Source organism: Paracoccus halophilus (genome assembly GCF_000763905.1).
Taxonomy (GTDB): domain Bacteria; phylum Pseudomonadota; class Alphaproteobacteria; order Rhodobacterales; family Rhodobacteraceae; genus Paracoccus; species Paracoccus halophilus.
In genome coordinates this window covers 1-19493 of the sequence record NZ_JRKN01000027.1, presented here as the reverse complement: position 1 = coordinate 19493, position 19493 = coordinate 1, and the positions used below count along the sequence as shown (strand labels likewise).

Sequence of the window (19493 nt, the reverse complement as noted above, 5' to 3'; positions counted from 1 at the left end):
CGGCATTTTCCCGAAATCGAGGTTGTGTCGGCCTTCCGCCGTCATGGCAGAAACTCAAAGTCCGCCGTAAACGAGGTCCGGAAGCCAGGTGACCACCCCCGGGAACATCGTGAAGAAGGCGATTCCGGCCAGCAGCAGCAGCCAGTAGGGCAGGGTTTCCCTTGCCGCCTCACCGACCGAGACCCGGTTGCCCGAGATGGTTGACAGGATGAAGAGATTCGGCCCGACAGGCGGTGTGATCATCCCGATTTCGATCAGGACCGTCACCATGACCCCCAGCCAGATCGGATCGAAGCCCTGCCCGATCAGCATAGGGGCGATGAAAGGGACGGTCAGCAGCAGCAGCGAGATCCCGTCGAAAAGGCAACCCAGGATCAGATAGGCCAGAACGATCAGTGCGAAAACCGCATAGCGCCCCAGGCCGCTGTTGGCAGCGGCTTCGATCAGGTCGCGCGGCAATCCCAGGATGGCAACGGCGTTTTTCAGTACCACCGCCCCGATGACGACAAGCGCGATCGCCCCGTATTTGACCATCGTGCTGACAAGGATCGGCCCCAGGTTGCGAAGCGTCAGCCCGCCAACCGTGAACCCGAGCAACAATACGAAGACAAAGCCCACGGCGGCGGATTCGGTCGGCGTTGCAAGCCCCGAATAGAGCGGCCCGAGCACCGCAAACATCAGGATGAAGAGCGGCCAAAGATCGAACAGGGCCAGAATGGCTTCGCCCCAGCCCGGAATCTCGGTCTCGACCGGCACGATTTCCGGCCGCAGCCTGGATTTGATTGCAATCAGGGCCATGAAGCCCAGACCCAGCAGGATGCCCGGCAGCACACCCGCCAGAAACAGCCGGCCGATCGAATTGTCGGTCATCGCCCCAAACAGGATCAGCGCCAGGCTGGGCGGGATCAGCAGCCCCAGCGTTCCCGAGGCCGCGAGCGAGCCGACGACCGTACCGGCATGGTAATTCCTGCGCTCCAGTTCGGGGTAGGCCGCCGCGCCGATGGCGGCCGCGGTGGCGGAACTGGTGCCGCTGACGGCCCCGAACAGCATGCAGACCACAACATTCGTGTGCAGGAGTTTCCCGGGGATGCGCCGAAACAGCGGTGCCAGCGCCCCGTAGCTTTTCTTGCTGAGACCTCCCGCAAAGAAGAGGTCCCCGACCAGGACGAACAGGATGATCGAACTGAAGGTGAAATTGTTGAAGGTGCTCCAGACGCCTTCGAAGGCCAGCGCCATGTTGCCGCCGCCGCCAGCGAAGAAATGATAGAGGATCAACCCGACGCCGGCCAGCGCTGCACCCAGGGGAATCCCGCCGAGGGCGAATACAGTCAGGCCGATAACGATAAGCAGCCAGATCATTCGATTTCCTCCAGCGAAGTCGGCTCTTGCGCGCCTCCGGGCACGGGTCCGGTCAGCGTGGTCAGGAACATCGCCAGCGCGGTTGAGAAACTGGCGAAAAGAACCAGCGCCTTGAACGGATAGACCGGTACTTCGGCGACATTGGTCGTCTCCTGGATCTCGTAGGAAAAGACGATTTCCTCGATGGCCGCGCCGGAAAAGACAGTGAGGATCACGACGGTCAGCAGGCCGGCAACGACCGCCACCAGCTTTTCCGCAGCAGGCCCCAGCCTGTCGGTCAGAAGGCTGAGTTTGATGTTGAGCCCGCGCCGCGTTGCATAGGGCAGGCAAAGGAACGACAAGGACACGAACATCAGCGCGACAAGTTCGTCGCTGAAGCCAAGCGGTGCCCCGACCAGATACCGCATCAGGGCAGAGGTAAAGACCAGGATGCCCATGGCAAAGGCCATGACTGCGGCCAGGGCCACCTGCAAATAGAACAGATGGTCCACGAATCTCAGAATTGGTTTCATCAATGCTTCCTCGGCTTGCGGGGATATGCCGGACTTTGCCCGGCACCCCTGCAAACGGTTCAGGGATCGATTTCCATGACGCGCTCGACCACCTGAAGCGTCTCGCTGCCCGCATCCTCGGCCATCGCGCGCCAGGTCGCCTGCATCGTCTCGACGAGGGCCGTCCGGTCAGCCTCCGAGAAGCCTTCGGTGATGACGATGCCCTTTGCCTCGCGCTCTGCCCGCGAGGCAGCCTTGTCCTGCGAGAATTCGATGGCCATCCGGGTGGTTTCCTCGGTGGCATTCTGACCGGCCTCGCGAAGCGCCGCCTGCTGCGCCTCGGTCAGTTGGTTCCAGGCCTTTTCACTGACGCCGATCGCCGCGGGCGCGGAGATATAGGGCAGAAAATAGGTTTCATATGGCGCAACTTCCTGCAGGCCCATCAATGTGGCCACTTCGCCCAGATAGACCGCGCAATCCACAACGCCGGTCTGAAGCGCGATATAGAGATCTTCCTGCGAGATCATCTGTGCGGCAACCCCAAGCGACTGGAAGCTTTCCAGCTGATGTTTGGTCCAGACCCTCAGTTTCATCGCCTTAAGCTGATCCAGCGAGGTCACGGGCTGCTTGCAGAAGATCGAATGATCCAGCACCAGCGGCTGTGTCGTGCCCACGAAAACCGTGTCCCAACGCTCCAGACTCTTTTCGAACTCCTCGGCGAAAACATCCCGATAGGCCGTGATATCTTCGGATCGGGTGATCCCGCCATCCACCAGCATGAGCGTCAGGGATTCGGCATCGCGCGAATAATAGGCCCCCAGGATATTGCCGATATCGACGGTGCCGCGCTTGAGATGGCGCAGCAGATCCCTGACCTCGAAGCCAAGACCGCCGGCATAGAAGGTCTGGACCGTCACCTCGCCATTCGTCAGTTCCGCCACCTTGTCGGCGAAGGTCTCGTTGAACATCCTTGCTTCAGGCCGGGTCTCGGTGACCGGGATGAAGGCGCGCAGGGTGGTTTCCGCGATGGCAGGCGAAGCCACCATGATGACGGATGCCAGCACTGCCATGATCGTTTTATTCTGCAAAGGTTCCTCCTCCTCAAGAAAACCGAATGCGATGAAGTAAGTGACTCCATGACCGTGGAAACTGATCTGGCGGCTACCCTAGACCGGCATGGCCTGTTAAGAAATTGAATTGATTCAAACAAGACTTTCGAGATATTCGAACATGCATCCGAACCTACTGGAACAGCTTCATGTTTTTCGCACCGTGGTCGATTGCGGCTCGTTTTCGAAAGGCGCAGACCGGCTGAACAAGACCGTGTCTTCGGTCAGCTACACGATTTCGAACCTTGAAACCCATTTGCGGCTGACCCTTTTCGACAGGACATCCTACCGGCTGAAGCTGACCGATCCGGGCGAATCCGTCTATGCGGAATCCGAACTTCTGTTGCGCCGGGTGGACCGCTTTCGCGCGCATGTGGGCCGGATCAGCGGCGGCGAAAAGACAGAGCTGCGCCTGTCCGTCGATCACCTTTTTCCGCGGTTCGTGCTGATGGATGCGCTGTCACAACTGGCCGCCTGGGACACTGTTCCGCATGTCACGCTGCGGCTTGCCGAGATGGATCACGCCATCGAGGACCTGCTGAACGGTCGTGCCGATATCGCGCTGCATTCGATCGATATCCGGCTCAGTTACCGTGACATCGACGGCGCTCAGGTCGGCTCGACGGAAAACATGCTCGTGGCCGCACCGCAGCATCCGCTTGCCACGCGGGATCGGCCCTTCACGATGCCGGAACTTGAAAACCACCGCCAGCTTGTCCTCGCCCTGGCCGAAACGCCGAAGGGAAAAGACAATTATCAGGTGCATCGCACCGAAACCTGGACGCTCGGGGATGTCGAAACAATGATCGGGCTGCTGAAAGCGGGCCGTGGATGGGCCTTCATGCACCGTCACTTCGTCGCGGCAGAACTTGCGGCTGGCCGGCTGGTGACACTGGATTGCAAGGATATCCGCAGCTGGCGGCTGCACCGTTTCGGAGCGAGCTGGCGGGTGGCCGATCCGCCGTCGGGATCACATGGGCAGTTTCTAGATGCGCTTCGCAGCAGCTTTCGATCCAGCGATGTCTGACTGCCCCTGTCCTGGCCGCTTTTCCAGGCCGGGCATCCTGCATTGAGGATGTTGTCACAGGGATGCAATCCCATGGAGTGGTGTAGCTGGCGCTGCTCGTCACCGTATTGTTCGGTGCGGGCCTGCTTTATCAGGATGTCACGGCAGGCAAAGTGATAACCTGATCACCTACCATCGGCGCGATGGTTTCCAGCGTCATGTAGCGGGCTCGTTGGGCAGCCCATTCGTCAGTCTGTTCCATTCGCCTGGTCGGGGCCTTGCGTATCGGTTCGAAGCTTGATCGCGCCGTGCAGCCGCTCGACGGGATTGGCCGAGTGTAACCTGGCCCGGTGTTCTTTTGGGAAAGACATGTAGGCAGTCCGCGCAGCAGCGACCCGCGCTGCGCCTCGTCCAGATCTCCGATCACCGTCGCAAGCGCCCCATGACACCGGGCCGGAGCGGCTGATCCAGACCGGGATCGGGCCAATTCAGGTCGCCCGGCACAAGGTCCGCGATCGCGCCGTGCCGCCCAGGCTGGCTGTCGGCGATGGCAGTTTGGGCTTCTGGAAGGCACTCGACGAGGTCTTTCCGAGCACCCGTCATCAGTGCTGCTGGTTTCACAAAATGGCAAACGTGCTCAATTGCTTTCCCAAACCCATTCAGCCTGCCGTTACCCGCGACCTGCGGCAGACCTCCCATGCCGAAACCCGCGCCGCCGCGTTGGCGGCCATTGAGACCTTCAGGGAAAAATATGCCGCCAAATACCGGCGTGGCGTGGCTTGCCTGACCAAGGACGGCGAAGCCTTGCTGGCCTTTTACGACTTCAAGGTGCATGGTGCCGGCGTGGGTCAGACCGGGCGGAATTGCCGCTGGGCCGAGGGCGCGCGGCCTTTCAGCACCGTGACGATCTCGTTCAGCAGCGCTGGCTCGACGCAGCAGCCGGCGATGCTGCCGGGCAGGGTCGAGCCGCTGCCGTCGCCGGCGCGCGGACCCGCGCCGGCATTCTGCACCGCCTGCACCAGATCGCCCCAGTCCCCGGCATAGGCGGGCAGGGCGCCGATCTCTGCCGCATCGGGCAACCGCCATTCCCGCAGCCGGGCCGAGCCGAGTTCGTCCGCCGGCGGGCGCGGCCCGATCGCCCCGACCAGCAGCAGCCGGTGCAGCGGCGGGTTGCCCGATTGCCGCATCAGTCGGTGCTGGGCCAGGGCCGCGATGCTGCCGGTGCCGAAGGATAGCACCGAGACCGCCCGGCCCCGCGACGCTTCGGCACAAAGCGCGGTGCGCGCCTGCCACAGCGGGCCGCCCGCATCCGCCGCCCGCGCGGCGCCGGCGCAGAAATCCTGCACCAGCCGCCCGCACAGCCGCCCGGCCCGCCGTTCCAGATAGCCCGAGGCTTCGTTCAGCGAGGCGCCGAAGCGCTTGCTGACGATCTCTGCCTCATACAGCATCCGGGCGCTGATCGTGGCCACCTCGTCCACGCCATAGGCGATATGCAGCGGGAAGATGCCGTTCTTCAGCAGGGTCTCGGTCTGGTAGGCGGCGATCCGGGCGATGGCGTCGGCGCCGAGGAAGGGATCGTGATAGACCAGCAGGATATGCGGGCTGTCCTTCGCCGGATCCTGCCCCCGCAGCAGCGCCCCGGCCTCGCGCAGCGGCGCCAGCCCCAGGCCCAGCCGGCCGCGATCCACCACCATGTCGCGTTCGGCATGGACGATATGGCCCAGCAGGGCAAAGTGATGCGGCCGCGGCAGGCGGCGCAGCGGCTTGGGCATGCTGGTATCCTCGTTCAGCGACAGCACCGGCTGCAGCCCGAACGTGTCGGGGGCCGAGGGCGCCAGCCGCAGCACCCAGGCATCGATGACATTCTGCGCCCAGTCCTCGTAGGTCCAGCAGGCAAGCCCCGGCCGTTCATGCCAATTGCCCCATCCCGGGCCCCAGGAATTCTGGATGATGAAGCCCCTGTCGTCATAGCCCAGGGCGACGAAGGCATGGGCGGCGCGGTCGGCGGGCCGGCCATGGCGCAGCTGGATGGTGCGGATGCGCCCGCCGCCGCTGCGGAACCAGCCGTCATGGATATAGGCCGAGACGATGATCGCCCCCGCCTCCTGGATCGCTGCCTGGAAATCGACCAGCCGGTGGCGCAGCCGGTAATAGGCGCCCGGCATGACGCTGCGCGCCTCGGCAGCGATGTCGCGGTTCAGGCGCCAGTTGCTCTGGCCCGGCACGAAGGGGGCGCTTTCCTCGCTGCAGACACCGCTGTAGAAAAAGCCCTTGATCGCGGCGCGCAGGCTGGTGCCGCCCACCGACTCGTCCAGCCATTCGTCATGGCTCAGCGCCATTTCGTACAGCATCCGGGCGCTGACCGGCGCCGCCTTGCGCCGCCCGCGCAGATGCTGGGCATTGATCAGCGCGGCCATGGCGAAGCCGACACAGGCCGGATCGGCGCCCTGGTTGAGGATGCGCAGATCCGCACTGTCGGGCACCGGCACCCGGTCCTTGGGCGCGGTCAGCGGCGGGCTGTAGTAATAGTCGCGCGTATCCGGCCGGTCGGGGACCACCGCGCGCAGCAGATCGGCCGGCAGATCCCGGCCGTTCGTGGCCACGAAGATCGAGGCCTCCGCGTCCGGATCCTCCTCCAGTATGCTGGGCGTCCACACCGAAATCCGGTGCGCGTCCGGCGCCAGGTTCTGCGGGTTGGGCGCGCCCAGCAATTCGATCCCAAGCCGGGCCTCGGCAAGCGCCCGCGCCAGCGGCACCGCCTGATTGGCGTGGTCCGTCGGCGTGAGGTAGGTGGGGTCGTCGTTTTTGCAATAGCTGCCGCCGCGGATATGCAGCCCGACGACCTTCCCGGTTGTGAGGCAGAAGACCGGGGCGCCGGAATTGCCCATCAGTGTCGAGGCGTCGTGGCGCAGGCTGGCGGCGATGGCAGTGATGGGCGCGGCCAGCGGCGCCAGCGTGGCGTCATATTCGGTCAGCAGGCCGGGCGACAGCCGCCGCCAGGCCAGCGAGCCTTCGAAGACCTGGGAGAAGCCGGTCGAGCCGAGCGCTGCGTGAATCTGGTCCTGATCGATCGGATAGCCGAGAACCGCCAGCCCCGCGCCGCTGACCGGCTGCCAGTCGGTGCCGGTCAGCGGCGGCGTGCGGATATCGGCCAGCGGGCGGTCAAGCTCGCAGATCATCAGATCCCACAGCCCGTGGGGCCAGATCACCGCCTGCAGGCGGGGATTGTGGCCGTCGTCATTGCTGTCCCCGACGGGGGGCCGGTCGGCAAAGCAGATCCGCGTCTCGCGCAGCAGCGCCGCGTCGAACTCCGTGCGCGCCAACCGGCGCTTGAAGGACATGTCTGGTTGCAGCATGTTGCAGAGCAGGTGCCCGGCGGTGACGATGCGGGCCGGCGCGCCATTGCCGCCGGGGCTGGTGACCCAGCCGGTGCCGATCGGTTGCCATTTACCGTTCTGGCTGCGTACGTCTATCCGGCCAATCGCGGCTGACCAGCTGCCGACGACGGTCTCGGCCTTCTGCCGGGCGTCGTCATCCAGCCAGTTCAGTTGCGAGGCTATGTCATATTCGGCGTCATTGCCGTGGACCATGAGCCCGTTCAGGGTCAGGATGCCCGGTCTGAAGCGGCGGATGATGCGGCCGACGCGCGACGGGCTATCGGCCGGAATACGACGATCCTCGGCGACCAGACAGCGCAGGTGATTGACCAGGCTTGTGTCCCGCAAGGTAATAAACCTTATTTTTGCATGGGTAAATTGAGCGAATCAGAAAGATATAATACAATATCGAGAAATATTGTTTCTGGAAATCTATCCCTTTGACGCCCGTCGTGAGGGCGCCAGTCGTTTTCCGAGGATGTGACCATGGTCGGTTCCCAAAGGTTTCGCAGCCTTGCGGCAGCAGGGTTTTTTCTTGCCTTCAGTTCTTTGACGGCACAGACGCAGGAACCGTCGCCGCGCCCCGACATGGCCGAGATATGCCGCGGCATCGAGGATGCCGGGCGGGTCGTCTGCGCCGATATCGGGGCATTGGATCAGACGCTGGTCTATAACCGCTTCGGCTCTTTCAATCCGTTCGGGATGATCTTCGCGCTGGATCGCGATCTGGCGGTGCTGCGCCGCGACGAAGGATCGGACGAGGCGCAAACCGAGGGCGATGACGAGAGCGATGAGGAGGCGGCGCAAGCCGGGTTGGTGACGGCGTCGTACTGTGCCGCGATGACCGGGGCGGAATACGGCCATGCCGGCGCGGATCTGTCGCCCGGCAATGTGCGGCTGCGCGATTGCAAGCGGCCGCGTCCGCTGGTGTTGCGCGCCAATGTCGACGACACTCTGGTCATCCGTGTGACGAACTGGCTCTATCAGCCGCAATCGCCCGATTTCTCGCGCGATTTCTGCAACGACGGGCCGACGCTGGACAGCAATGCCGAATCCGTGCGCCCCGAACTGTCGCGCGGCGCCCGCAGTCTGGTGCGGCATGGCGAGGCAATCTGCCCCGAGCGGGACACGCCCGAGGACGAGCCCGAGATCCTGTCGCTGCCCGAGGCGCCCGACTGGCCGAATACGCGCGGGGTGAATTTCCTGCTGCAGGGGCTGACGCCCTTGCCCATCGACGGCGACATCCATCCCGGCTGTATCGGCAGCGGCTCGGTCGCGCCGGGCGGCAGTTTCCTGTGCAAATACAAGTTGCAGCGCGAGGGCACCTATTTCTTCGCCTCGCAGGCGGCACCCGCCGGCGGCGAGGGCGATGGCGGCTCGATCGTGCATGGGTTGTTCGGGGCGCTGATGGTCGAACGCAAGGGCACGCGCGCCTATCGCAGCCAGACCTCGACCGCGGCCTTCGATGCCGTCTGGCCGCGCGCCGGGAATGGCAAGCGCCATGCCCGGACCGAGATCATCGATTACGAGAAGACCCTGTTTGACCATCTGGACGCGATGAACGATCCGGCGGCCGATGCGGATGATCCGAACCAGCGCATCCCCCTGCTGAATCTGGCGATAGTGCTGGACCGGCCCGCCGCCGGCGGGATGCCGGTTCAGGACGATTTCGCCGACGCGACGCGGCTTGAGATCGTCCACTCGGACCTGAACGCCATCATCTATTGCGACCCGAAACTGGTCGCCAATGACTGCCGGCAGGACAGCGACGCGCCGCCGGCCAGCACGCAGGAGCCCGGCTATAACGCCTTTCGCGAATTTTCCGTCTTTTTCCATGACGAGCTGAAGACCTTCTACACCAAGAATTTTCAGGAACTGGCGTCGCTGGGGCAGCTGGCCGGGGTCAGGGACGGGTTCGCGATCAATTACGGATCCTCGGGCATGGGGTCGTTGCTGCTGGCCAATCGCAAGGGCATCGGACCGGCATCGGAATGCAAGGAATGCCTCTATGAGGAATTCTTCCTGACCTCATGGGCGAATGGCGATCCGGCGCTGCTGGAATGGTATGCCGACGATCCGTCGAACGTGCATCATTCCTATCTGAACGATCCGGTGGTGTTTCGCAATTTTCACGCCGGGCCGAAGGAAACCCATGTGTTCCACCTGCATGCGCATCAGTGGTTCGCCGGCAACGATCCCGGCCGGGGGGCCTATCTGGACAGCCAGACCGTCGCGCCGCAGCAGGGCTTTACCTACAATATCTATCACGGCGGGCTGCGCGACCTGAACGGCAAGGACAAGGGCTGGTGGGACACGCAGGGCTCGGGCAACCGCAACCGGACGGTGGGCGATTCCATCTTCCACTGCCATCTTTACCCGCATTTCGCGCAGGGCATGTGGGCGCTGTGGCGGGTCCATGACGTGCTGGAGGACGGCACCCGCAAGATGCCCGACGGGCAGGTAGATGCAAGCCTGTCGACCGAATTCCCCGAGGCCGCCGATCGCGGCCACAGCCGCCCCGGCAGCGTCGAGCGGCTGACCGGGCGCTGGATCGGGCCCGAGGACGGCTCGGACCCCGACGAAAGCCTTGGCACCCCTATCCCCGCGCTGATCCCGCTGCCGGGCGAGCCCTTGCCGCTGTTGCCGACCTATGCCAGCGAAGAGGATGTGGACACAAGCGGCGCGACCCCGGTGCTGAAGGCCGAGGCGAAGACGCCGATGCCGGGCTTTCCCTTCTATATCGCCGGCCAGCCCGGCCACCGCCCGCCGCAGCCGCCGCTGGATATCGCCCGCGAATTGACGCCGCCCGAGGGCACGGAACCCGCCGACGCGATCCAGGACCTGCTGCCCCAGCAGACGACCACGCGGGCCGAGATCGACACACGCGTGACCGGCGAGGGTTGGCTGGATGGCGGGCTGGGCCGGCATGTGGTCATGGACGGATCGACGCGCAAGCCCGGCTTCATGCTATCCGCAGAGATCGGCAACAAGTTGAAGCCCGCCGCCTTCGACGCGCTGTCGACGGATAAGCGCGGGGCGCTGACCTCGCAGGTCGTGGCCAAGGCATTCGCGCTTGGCGATCTGAGCGAACATCTGACCAGCGCGAGGATCGAGACCCTGCCGAATGACGGCACGCGGCTGGAACGCGCGGCGATGGGGTTTCACTATAATGGCCGGCTTTACCGCGCCGACGGGCTGAACGGGCAGCTGAACCTGTCGGATGTGCGCGGCTCTGACCTGCCCGAGCCGGATGGCGGCGGCGATTTCGACGGCAGTTATGCGACCGGCCATGCCCAATTGCCCGACCAGTCGGATCCCGAGGACCGGGGCAGGGGGCTTTACGTGAACGGCGCCCCGCCCAAGCCGGGCGCGCCCTTCGCCGATCCCTGCGGCACCGGCCGGGTGGGGCGTGCCGAGGGCGCCGCGCTCAAGGACCCGCTTTACGGGTCCGAGACGAATTTCTGGCGCGATCCGCTGCTGATCGGCTATCGCCGCTATGAGGTGTCGGCGGTGCAGCTGGACATGGTGGTCAACCGCGCCGGCTGGCACGATCCGCAGGCGCGCATCAATGTCCGCACGCAGGAATCGCTACGCTTCAAGGATCAGGTGCTGAGGACCGGGGCAAAGCCGATCTCGCCCACCATCAGCGACACCGAAGAGCCGTTCTTCTTCCGCGCCATCTCGGGCGAGTGCATCGAGTTCCGACATACGAACGAACTGCCCAAGGAACTGGCGCTGGACGATTTCCAGGTCAAGACCCCGACCGACACGATCGGCCAGCATATCCATCTGGTGAAATTCGACGTGACCGCCTCGGACGGGTCGGGCAACGGCTGGAACTACGAGGACGGCACCTTTGCCGCCGATGAGCTGGCGCTGCGCCGCTGCGCCTCGGCGGGGCTGGTGACGCCCGTCGAGGATGCGCCGGGCGTCACGCTGGCGCCGGGCGAATGCGTCGGGCCCGAGCCCGCACTCAGCGATATCTGGCGACGGCCGCTGGCCCAGAATCGCGACCGCTTCCAGACCACGGTGCAGCGCTGGTTCGCCGATCCGATGCTGACCCTGAACGGCAATTCCGACGATCCGAAGCTGCGCGACCGCACCCTGCGCACGGTGTTTTCGCATGATCATTTCGGCCCCTCCTCGATCCAGCAGCACGGTTTCTATTCGGCGCTGGTGATCGAGCCGGGGGTGGATGCGAACGAACTGGCCTATGGCGATCTGCCCGGCGCGCCGAATGATGCGCTGAATGTGGAACTGGCCGAGATCTGCACCCAGAACGAGGACCAATGCGTCGCGCCGCTGCCCGATGCCGCGGCGCGCCATGGCAATGTCGCCTGGGGTGGCGAGATATGGGACGGCGCCAAGCGCAAGGTGAAGGTGCAGGGCGAGAACCCGGCCCATCCCGATTACCGCGAATTCGCCATCTCGGTCGCCGATTTTGCGCTGCTCTACGACCCGCGTGACCGCATCAGCGAGGCCGAACTGCGCCGCACATCGGGCCTGGGCGCGAACGAGGTGCTGGATGCCGGCGACCCCGCCTATGCCGAGCAATTCGGCATGGGCCGGATCTATTGCGAGGCCAAGTGGCGGCTAAGCCCGCTGATCCTGCAAAAGCTGTGCGGAGCATCGGCGAAAAAGGATCTGCTGCGCGATGCGAAACCGGGCGACGGGCTGAGCAGGGACAGCTGGTATTTCAACCCCGAGGACGTGCCGCCGGCATGGATCGCGGGCGGCGCCAATCGCGACGATTCGCACAAGGACCGCTATATCGGCAAGGATCTGTTCGCCAGCGCGACCGAGCCGGGCAAGGAGGTGCAGGATCTGTTCGACTATATGGTCTCGTATCGCGCCCGGGCGGCGGGGCATCCGGCGGCACCGCCCGACCCGACGGTCGCCGCGCTGGCCAAGCCGGTGGCGCCGCCGGCGCGGCCCGAGGCGATCTCGGTCGATCATCACGACCCCTATCTGGTGAATTACCGCAACGCGCCGCTGCCGCTGCGGATCGGCGACAAGGAACCGCGCGCACCCCGCGTCGCGCAAAGCGACGCTTGCCGGCTCTTGGGCATGGGGGTGCCGGGCCAGCATGCTCCCGAACCGGACAGCCCGGTTGTCAAGACGCTGAAGACCGCGGCCTTCGGCGAATGTTCGACCGACTGGCAGCTCGCGGGCACCTATGGCGACATGGGCGGGGCGCTGCTGTCGGGCCTGCATGGCGATCCGGAAACGCCGGTGCTGGAAGCCTATCAGAACGAACGCATGGTCATCCGCATGGTTCAGGGTGCGCAGGAGGTGCAGCACACGTTCAACGTTGCCGGGCTGGCCTTCAAGCGCAATATCGACCAGACGTTCCCCTCGGGCCGGCAGTTGCTGGGCCTGTCGGATCAGCGGATGAACAACCTGTCGCTGCGCGAACGCTGTCTCAGGACCGGCGCGGGGCTGGAGGGGCGGCCCGACGATTATCTGCGCTGGCGCGACCGCGAGCCGGACCATGCCGGACACGACCCGTTCTGGCGCGATTTCGAGACCGCGCTGGCCGGCTGCGACAATCTGGAAGGGCTGACCTTCGCGCAGGAGATCGGCATCTCGGAGCATTTCGAGATGAACGGCTCGTTGCGCGCCGATATCGGCGTCAGCGTCGAGGGCGTTCCGCTGCCGCGGCCGGTCCCGCAGGACCAGGACCAGGACCAGCGCGTCGCCCGGAACTCGTCGGATTACCTGTATAATTTCGGCTCGGTCGATTCGCTGTGGAACGGCGCATGGGGGCTGATGCGGATCTATGGCAATGAAGATGCGCCGGATCCGGCCACGCTGGCCTCGCTGAATGCCGACAATCCGCATGCGCCGCAGGACAAGCTGTCGGCTGAGGGAGAGAAGATATCCGGCCGACTGGGCATCGCGCCGGCGAACCTGCCGACCGAATCCGTCAGCGGGGCTGCGCGCGCGCTGCCGATGGGGACCGGCGGCCTTGTATGTCCCTATCCGGGCGAGAACGAGACGCAGCGCGTTGTCGAGGCGGTGCTGGCGGCGGTCGAGACCAGATATGTCTGGGACGATGCCGCGGTCAGGGGCACGGATTACGGGCTTGGCCGCCATGACCCGGACGGGCTGATGCTGGCGCTGCTGTCGCCGACGGCGTTTTTCGAACAGGGACTCGAGGCGGATGGCTGGCAGGATCTGACGCGCGCGGCGGTGAAGGCGGCGGTCAGGGCGGCCTATACCAACGGCCCGCGCCCCATGACCCTGCGCGTCAGGGCGGGCGATTGCGTCCGGGTGCGCTTTGTCAACGCGCTGCGCGACAGCGATGATGGGTTACGCGACGAGCTGGGCGATGCCAGGCTGCCCCCGATCACGCCGCTGAACGCGGATCCGGCGCCGACCGCGCCCGAACATGGCAAGAGCGACGGCAAGCTGGAACCCGTCGAGGCGTCAATGCCACGCGGCGGGTTGCGGCCTTCGGCGCAGCTGGGGCTCAGCGTGGCGTTGCCGGGGATGGACGTGCTGCGCGACCTGCCGCTGGCCTATGGCTATGGCGCGCGGGCGCTGCCCGCCGCCGCGGGCGATGGCGTGACGGTCAGCAATATCTTCATGTTCTATGCCGGCCGCATGCGGCTGGATCTGCCCGACGAGGCGGCGCAGAACGCCTTGCTGACCGGGATCGGCGATGCCATTGCCGAAGCCGTCGCGACCGGCCCCGAGCCCTGGCTGAGCGACGGGACCGATATCTTCCCGCTGCCCGAACAGCGCGGGTTCCTGCAACTGGTGCCGATCACCGATGCGAAGGGCGCGGTGGTGCAGTTGCTGGGCGTCAATTACGGCGTCGCGGTGGTGCCGCAGGACGCGGCAGACTATCCCGATAACGATCTGATCCAGCGGCTGGATGAACCGGCCGTGCCGCCGGTCGTCGATGCCTCGGAGGGCGGGATGGAGGATTTGGCGGCGCTGGTCTGCACCGCTGCGCCGGATTGTTTTGACCGGTCGGCGGCGCAGCAGCGCCTGCTGGATCTGGCCCGGCCGATTGCCACCGAGAGGCTGGATGCGCGGGTCCACTGGGTTCCCTATGCCTTCGGGGCGGTGCCGATCCGGTCCACCTCGGATGTGATCGGGCATGTCCAGCACGGCCTTTTCGGCGCCATCGACGTTGTGCCGGCCAGCTGGCGGCGCGACGATGCCCAGGGCTGGCAGAGCGGCGACGAAAACTGCACGCTGCAGGGTCGGTATGAATATTGCCAGGTCGGTTTTGCCGAAGCCCCGGCCGAGGCGGGCGATGGCAGCCCGACCCTGTATCTGGCCGATCCGCTGCCCGGCGCGCCGCCCGAGGCGCAGCCGGAACAGGTGCGGGAATTCGTGCTGTATTATCAGGACGGGCTGAACCTGTGGGACGAGGGCAGCCGGATCTCCTGGAGATGGGATGACAAAAGGGGTGCCGAGGTCAAGGGCCTTGCCGGCTCGGCGCTGAAGATGGTGCCCGACTGCCTTGTCTGCGATGACAGCTATGACCGGGGCGAGCAGGGGGTGAATTATCGCTCGCCCGCCTTCGCGCAGGGGCTGTCGACGAACGGACTCAGGGTCGAGGCCAGCGACGACCTGAACGCGCTGACCTTCGCGCCCGATTTCTGGATCAGCCACCCCAATGCGATCAGGCTGCGGGCCTGCGCGGGGGAACAGGTGGTGATCCGGGTGGTCCATCCCGGCGGCCGCGCCCGGCAGCGCGCCTTCGTGATGAACGGGGCAGATTACGACGACCTGTTCCCCGGCTTCGGCTTTCCGCGCTCGGCCTTGCTGGCGCCGGGCAAGACCATCTCGGCCTGGCTGACGCCACGCATCGAGAAGGGCACCTATCTGTGGCATGACGGGCCGACGACGATCCGGTCAGGCGGGGTCTGGGGCCTGCTGGAGGTCGCCGGGAAAGAGCAATGCGCCTATCCGTTCTGATCCTCCTGTCGGGGCTGGCCCTCGCATCCGCGTCGGGCGCGCAGCCGCGCGCGGATCTGCGCCCGGCGCTGACCGCCTCGGTCGCCTTCACCGGCGCGGACGGGCGGGCGCTGGACCGGATCGACCCCGAGCAGCCCTTCGACATCACCGTCACCATTGCCAACAGCCTCGGCCGCGATCCGCCCGCCGGGCTGACGCTGGCCGGCTGGCTGCGGCCGGTCTCGGACAGCAATCTGGACTGCACCGAGGCCGCCCGCAGCTTTCTGGCCACCGCGCGCCTGCCCACCGGGGCGGTCAAGCTGAACGGGCCGGTGATCGGCGTGGCCAGCCGCGACGGCGCCTTCGTCATCGCCGACCCGGAACTGAACCTTGCCACCGCCAACCTGATGGGCGCGACGACCTTCGACAGCGTGCCCGCCAGCCTGGCCGCGGATATCGAGAACAGGCGATTTCTTGCGGCCTTTCCCGAGGCGGGCGAGGTCCGGGCGATCAATGTCCCGACCGCCCGCGCGACAGTGCTGGCGCGGGGGCTGTCGCGCCCCACCGCCGCATTCGCGGGGGCCGATGGCGCGATCTGGGTGCTGGATCAGGGCGCGGGAGCGGTGCTGCATGTCAGGCCGGGCGCGGCGCCGGTGAGGGTTCTGGACGGCGCGCACCGGCTGGTCCCGGCCATTGGCGGCGGCACCCTGGCGGCGGCGGGGGCCGAGACGACCGTGCTGCTGGATGCGGCCAGCGGAGAGGTGCTGCTGCGCCTTGACCAGGGCGCCGGCGACGCCGCCCCGCTGGATGATGAGACCGGCACCTATGCGCTGGCCCGGCTGCGGGGCGAGAGGGTCTGGATCCACTATCTGGACGCGCCCGAAAGCCCGGTCGAGGTGGTTCTGCCCGATCCGGCGACACGGCTGGTCGCCAGCATCGACGGGCGCTGGATGCTGGCCCATGATCCCGGCCGCCTGCAGCCGGCGGCGCTGATCGACGTGGCCAGCGGCAGCGCGGTTCAGCGCATCTCGACCGGGGTGCCGGTTTCGGAAATCGCCTTCACCGACCGCGCCGCCTATCTGATGCTGGCCGATCAGTCGCGGGTCGGCGTGCTGGATCTGGCCACGGTGTCGCCGGGCAAGCCCTCGATGCTGCGCGATGTCATGCTGGGACAGGCGCAGACGCCGCTGCGCGAGGGACCGGGGATGCTGGCCTCGCTCTGGCCGCAGCCGGGGATGCTGGCGGTGCATGCGCAGAACTATACCGGCTTTCTGATCCACGATTACAGCGTCATGGGCGACGCCCCGCCGATGAGCGCGCTGCGCCTGCGCGGCGGCATCCCGGCGCGTGTCGGCACCTTCGACCGGAGCTTTCGCGAGATCGCCACCGGCCGCTTCCGCACCTCGGCCATGCTGCCGGGGCCGGGCCGCTATGAGCTGGTGACGACGACCGGGATCGGCGCCCTGTCCTTCTGCGCCATGCTGCCCGAAACCATCGGCACGGCGCAGCCCGAAGCCCGACCCGGCACGCTGCGCGCGCGGCGCGACGCCGCCGATCCCTCGCGGGTGCATCTGCGCTTTCTGACCGAAGCCGGGGCGCCGGCCGCAGGCCACCGCCTGACCGTGCTGGTCAGCAGCCTGCGCAGCCCGTGGCGCGCGGTGGCGGAGCTGCGCCTCGATGCCGAAGGGCGCGCGACGCTGCCGGTCGCCGTGCCCGCCAACAGCCTTGCCGTCATCGCCGTCACGGCCTCGGACGGCGCGGGCTTTCACCCCCTGATGCTGGAGACACCATGACCCGTTCCCCGATCCCGACCCTCGTGGCAATCGCGCTGGCCGCAGGCGCGGCCGGCGCCCATGGCACCATGCAAGAGGACATGGAGGGCCATGACATGTCGCAGATGACCATGACCCCCGGCCAGATGCAAAGCAATGCGCAAGAGACCCTGGCCCCGCCCGATATCCCGGTCACCGACGCCGATGGCCGGACCGAGGGCTTCGTCGCCCGGATGCGCGATGCCGGCCCGGTGATCGTCAGTTTCATGTATACCGAATGCGACACGGTCTGCGACATCACCAACGGCATCCTTTACGGCGTCGATCAGGAACTGGCCGGCGGCGACGATCGGATCACGCTGGTCAGCCTCAGCATCGACCCGGCCAATGACACGCCCGCCGCCCTGCGCAAGACGGCCGATGAATTCGCCGCCAGCCCGCGCTGGCTGTGGCTGACGGCGGGGCAGCGCGGCACCTCGCCGCTGCTGGACAGTCTGGGCGTCGCCTTCGACAGTATCGAGACGCATGACCCGATGTTCCTGATCGGGGATTTCTGTTCGAACCGCTTCACCCGCGTGATCGGCATCCCCGAGCCCGAGGCGCTGATCGCGATGGCCCGCGACGTGCCGGAATGCGCCGCGTCCTGATCGCGCTGTTGTGGTGCGGCGCGGCCGCGGCCGAGACGCCGGGCGAGGCGCTGTTCCTGCGCGGCGCGGGGGCCGAGGCGATCATCGGCGGCGGCGCGGTGCGCCTGCCCGCCAGCCGTTTCGCCTGCGCCGGCTGTCACGGCGCCGATGGCGAGGGCCGGGCCGAGGGCGGCACCGCCTTTCCGGCGATCCACTGGTCGGCGCTGACCGCGCGCGCCGCGCCCTATGACGCGGCGGCGGTGCTGCGGGTGCTGCGCGAGGGGGTTGCGCCTGACGGGCGGGTGCTGGGCTCGGCCATGCCGCGCTATGAGGCGCCGCCCGGCGTGATGGAATCGCTGGTCGCGCATCTGCGCGGGCTGAAGGCCGCGGGCGAGGCGATCGGCTCCGACCGGATCCGGGTTCTCGCCTCGGGCGATGCGGCGCTGGATGCGGGTTTCGCCGCCGCCGCGGCGCGTTTCAACGACCGCGGCGGGGCCTATGGCCGGCGGCTGGAACTGGTCGAGGGCGGCCCGGGCATCGCGCTGGCCGGACTGGCCGAGGCGGTCGCGCCCCGGCTGACCGAGGCCTGCACCGATGCCCTTCTGACCGCCATGCGGCAGGCCGGGGTGACGGATTTCGCGCAGATCGGCGGTCGCCCGGCGGATGTCGCCTATCGCGCGCGGGCGGTCGGGCTGACACTGACCGACAGGGCAGAGGATATCCTGGCGATGGCGGCGCCGGAGAGGGGTGCGGCGGGGCGGCATTACTATGGCTGCCTCGACGTGCTGGGGCCGGTGGCCGGCGCGCTGGTGGCCGAGGGCAGTCGCCTCACCATCGCCCTGCCGGACCGCGCGGCGTTCGACTGGGCGCGGGCCGGGGGCCATGACCGCCAGGCGATGCGCGGCTATACGCTGGGCGGGCTTCTGGGCCAGGCCGCGCGCGACGCCGGCCGCCGCACCACCGGCGCCAAGCTGACCGAGGCCGCCCGCGCGCTGCCGGTGGCGATCGAGGTGATCAGCCTGCCCTGATGCCGGGGCCGCGCACCCCTCAGAAGGCGCGGCGCAGCGCGATCTCGAAGTTCCGCCCGGCGCCGGCCCGGTCAAATTTTCGCGGTCGGTGACATTTTCGATGCTCCTGTTCGCCGTGACACGGTGTTGTTTCAGAACTCTGTCGGTGAAGGAGTCATAGCGCGAATCCATGCGGTTAGAGGACCGGCATGAGCAAACCATCCCCGCCCGCTACCGCACCGCGAACTGGTCCAGCGACACTGCTTCGCTGCGCAAGCGCGGATCACTGTTGATCTGGTTGGACAAGGAGATGACCTGGCTCGCGCCGCATGATGGCAGCCCCGGTCGTCCTGCGGTGCTCCTGGATGCGGCGATCCAGTTCTGTCTTTCGATCAAGGTCCTGTTCAGGCTGCCACTCAGGCAGACTGCCGGGATGGTCGCCAGCCTGCTGCGTCTTGCCGGGCTGGACTGGCCCGTCCCGGATTGTACGACCCTGTGCCGCCGTCAGAAGACCTTGCAGGTCCAGATCCCGTGTCGCCGGGCCGATGGGCCTGCTCGTCGACAATGCGGCGCGAGCGCGCCACCGGTTCAAGCGCCGCGCCGAATGGGCTCAAGTTCCTCGGAGACGGTGAATGGCAGGCTCGCAAGCACGGTGTTCAGGGTCGACGCCAATGGCGCAAGGTCCATCTGGCGATGGATACCGCCGCCTCCGACATCAGAGGGTCACGTCCGTCAATTTGGTGTAACTTCCGGGATGGCCTGAGGTCATGATCAGGCTGCTTTCGTAGTGATGCTGAGAATGGGGTCGATCTCCTCCTTGTCGATCTGGGCG

9 protein-coding genes and 3 pseudogenes are annotated in these 19493 nt (G+C 66.5%); 7 read left to right on the top strand and 5 right to left on the bottom strand.

The annotated features are described in order from the left end of the window. Positions 1-54 precede the first annotated feature (54 nt). Genes IT41_RS15065 through dctP form a run of 3 tightly spaced genes read right to left on the bottom strand, consistent with a single transcriptional unit; the run spans position 55 to position 2938 of the window. The gene (locus tag IT41_RS15065) at positions 55-1359 is read right to left on the bottom strand and encodes a TRAP transporter large permease (protein WP_036742891.1); all 1305 of its coding nucleotides are present in this window, start codon (positions 1357-1359) and stop codon (positions 55-57) included. Further along, positions 1356-1871 (bottom strand): TRAP transporter small permease, encoded by a 516-nt coding sequence (locus tag IT41_RS19545; RefSeq protein WP_074948064.1) that lies wholly within the window; start codon positions 1869-1871, stop codon positions 1356-1358. Before IT41_RS19545 ends, IT41_RS15065 begins: the two co-directional genes overlap by 4 nt. A gap of 59 nt (positions 1872-1930) precedes the next feature. Beyond that, positions 1931-2938 (bottom strand): TRAP transporter substrate-binding protein DctP, encoded by a 1008-nt coding sequence (gene dctP, locus IT41_RS15055; RefSeq protein WP_036742890.1) that lies wholly within the window; start codon positions 2936-2938, stop codon positions 1931-1933. A 142-nt stretch (positions 2939-3080) separates the two neighbouring features. Between dctP and IT41_RS15050 the strand changes: the two genes are divergently transcribed. Further along, a complete protein-coding gene (locus IT41_RS15050) occupies positions 3081-3986 on the top strand; it encodes a LysR family transcriptional regulator (protein WP_052081651.1) in 906 nt (301 codons plus the stop codon). A 130-nt stretch (positions 3987-4116) separates the two neighbouring features. On the opposite strand, the pseudogene IT41_RS21670 reads toward IT41_RS15050, so the two are convergent. Next, positions 4117-4342 (bottom strand): annotated as a pseudogene (locus IT41_RS21670) (IS256 family transposase); the annotation flags it as partial. 151 nt (positions 4343-4493) lie between these two features. Here IT41_RS21670 and IT41_RS21665 point away from each other — a divergent pair. Further along, a pseudogene (locus IT41_RS21665) lies at positions 4494-4790 on the top strand (transposase); the annotation flags it as partial. Positions 4791-4813: 23 nt separating this feature from the next. Here IT41_RS21665 and IT41_RS19540 read toward each other — a convergent pair. Next, entirely contained in the window at positions 4814-7690 is a 2877-nt protein-coding gene (locus IT41_RS19540) for a trypsin-like peptidase domain-containing protein (RefSeq protein WP_052081649.1), read from the bottom strand. A gap of 240 nt (positions 7691-7930) precedes the next feature. On the opposite strand from IT41_RS19540, the gene IT41_RS15035 reads away from it, so the two are divergent. The 5 genes and pseudogenes from IT41_RS15035 to IT41_RS15015 all read left to right on the top strand — a co-directional run. Beyond that, positions 7931-15277, top strand: coding sequence for a cupredoxin domain-containing protein (locus IT41_RS15035; RefSeq protein ID WP_139221643.1), 7347 nt, complete (start codon positions 7931-7933; stop codon positions 15275-15277). Next, positions 15259-17049: a hypothetical protein gene (locus IT41_RS15030; RefSeq protein ID WP_036742886.1), complete on the top strand. Its 1791-nt coding sequence runs from the start codon at positions 15259-15261 to the stop codon at positions 17047-17049. Before IT41_RS15035 ends, IT41_RS15030 begins: the two co-directional genes overlap by 19 nt. Next, positions 17046-17675, top strand: coding sequence for an SCO family protein (locus tag IT41_RS15025; protein ID WP_036742885.1), 630 nt, complete (start codon positions 17046-17048; stop codon positions 17673-17675). Before IT41_RS15030 ends, IT41_RS15025 begins: the two co-directional genes overlap by 4 nt. Next, positions 17660-18682 carry a hypothetical protein gene (locus IT41_RS15020; protein WP_036742884.1) on the top strand — a complete coding sequence of 341 codons (1023 nt, stop codon included), beginning with the start codon at positions 17660-17662 and terminating at the stop codon, positions 18680-18682. Before IT41_RS15025 ends, IT41_RS15020 begins: the two co-directional genes overlap by 16 nt. A gap of 188 nt (positions 18683-18870) precedes the next feature. Then, positions 18871-19381, top strand: a pseudogene (locus tag IT41_RS15015) (IS5 family transposase); the annotation flags it as partial. Between the last annotated feature and the right edge of the window lie 112 nt (positions 19382-19493).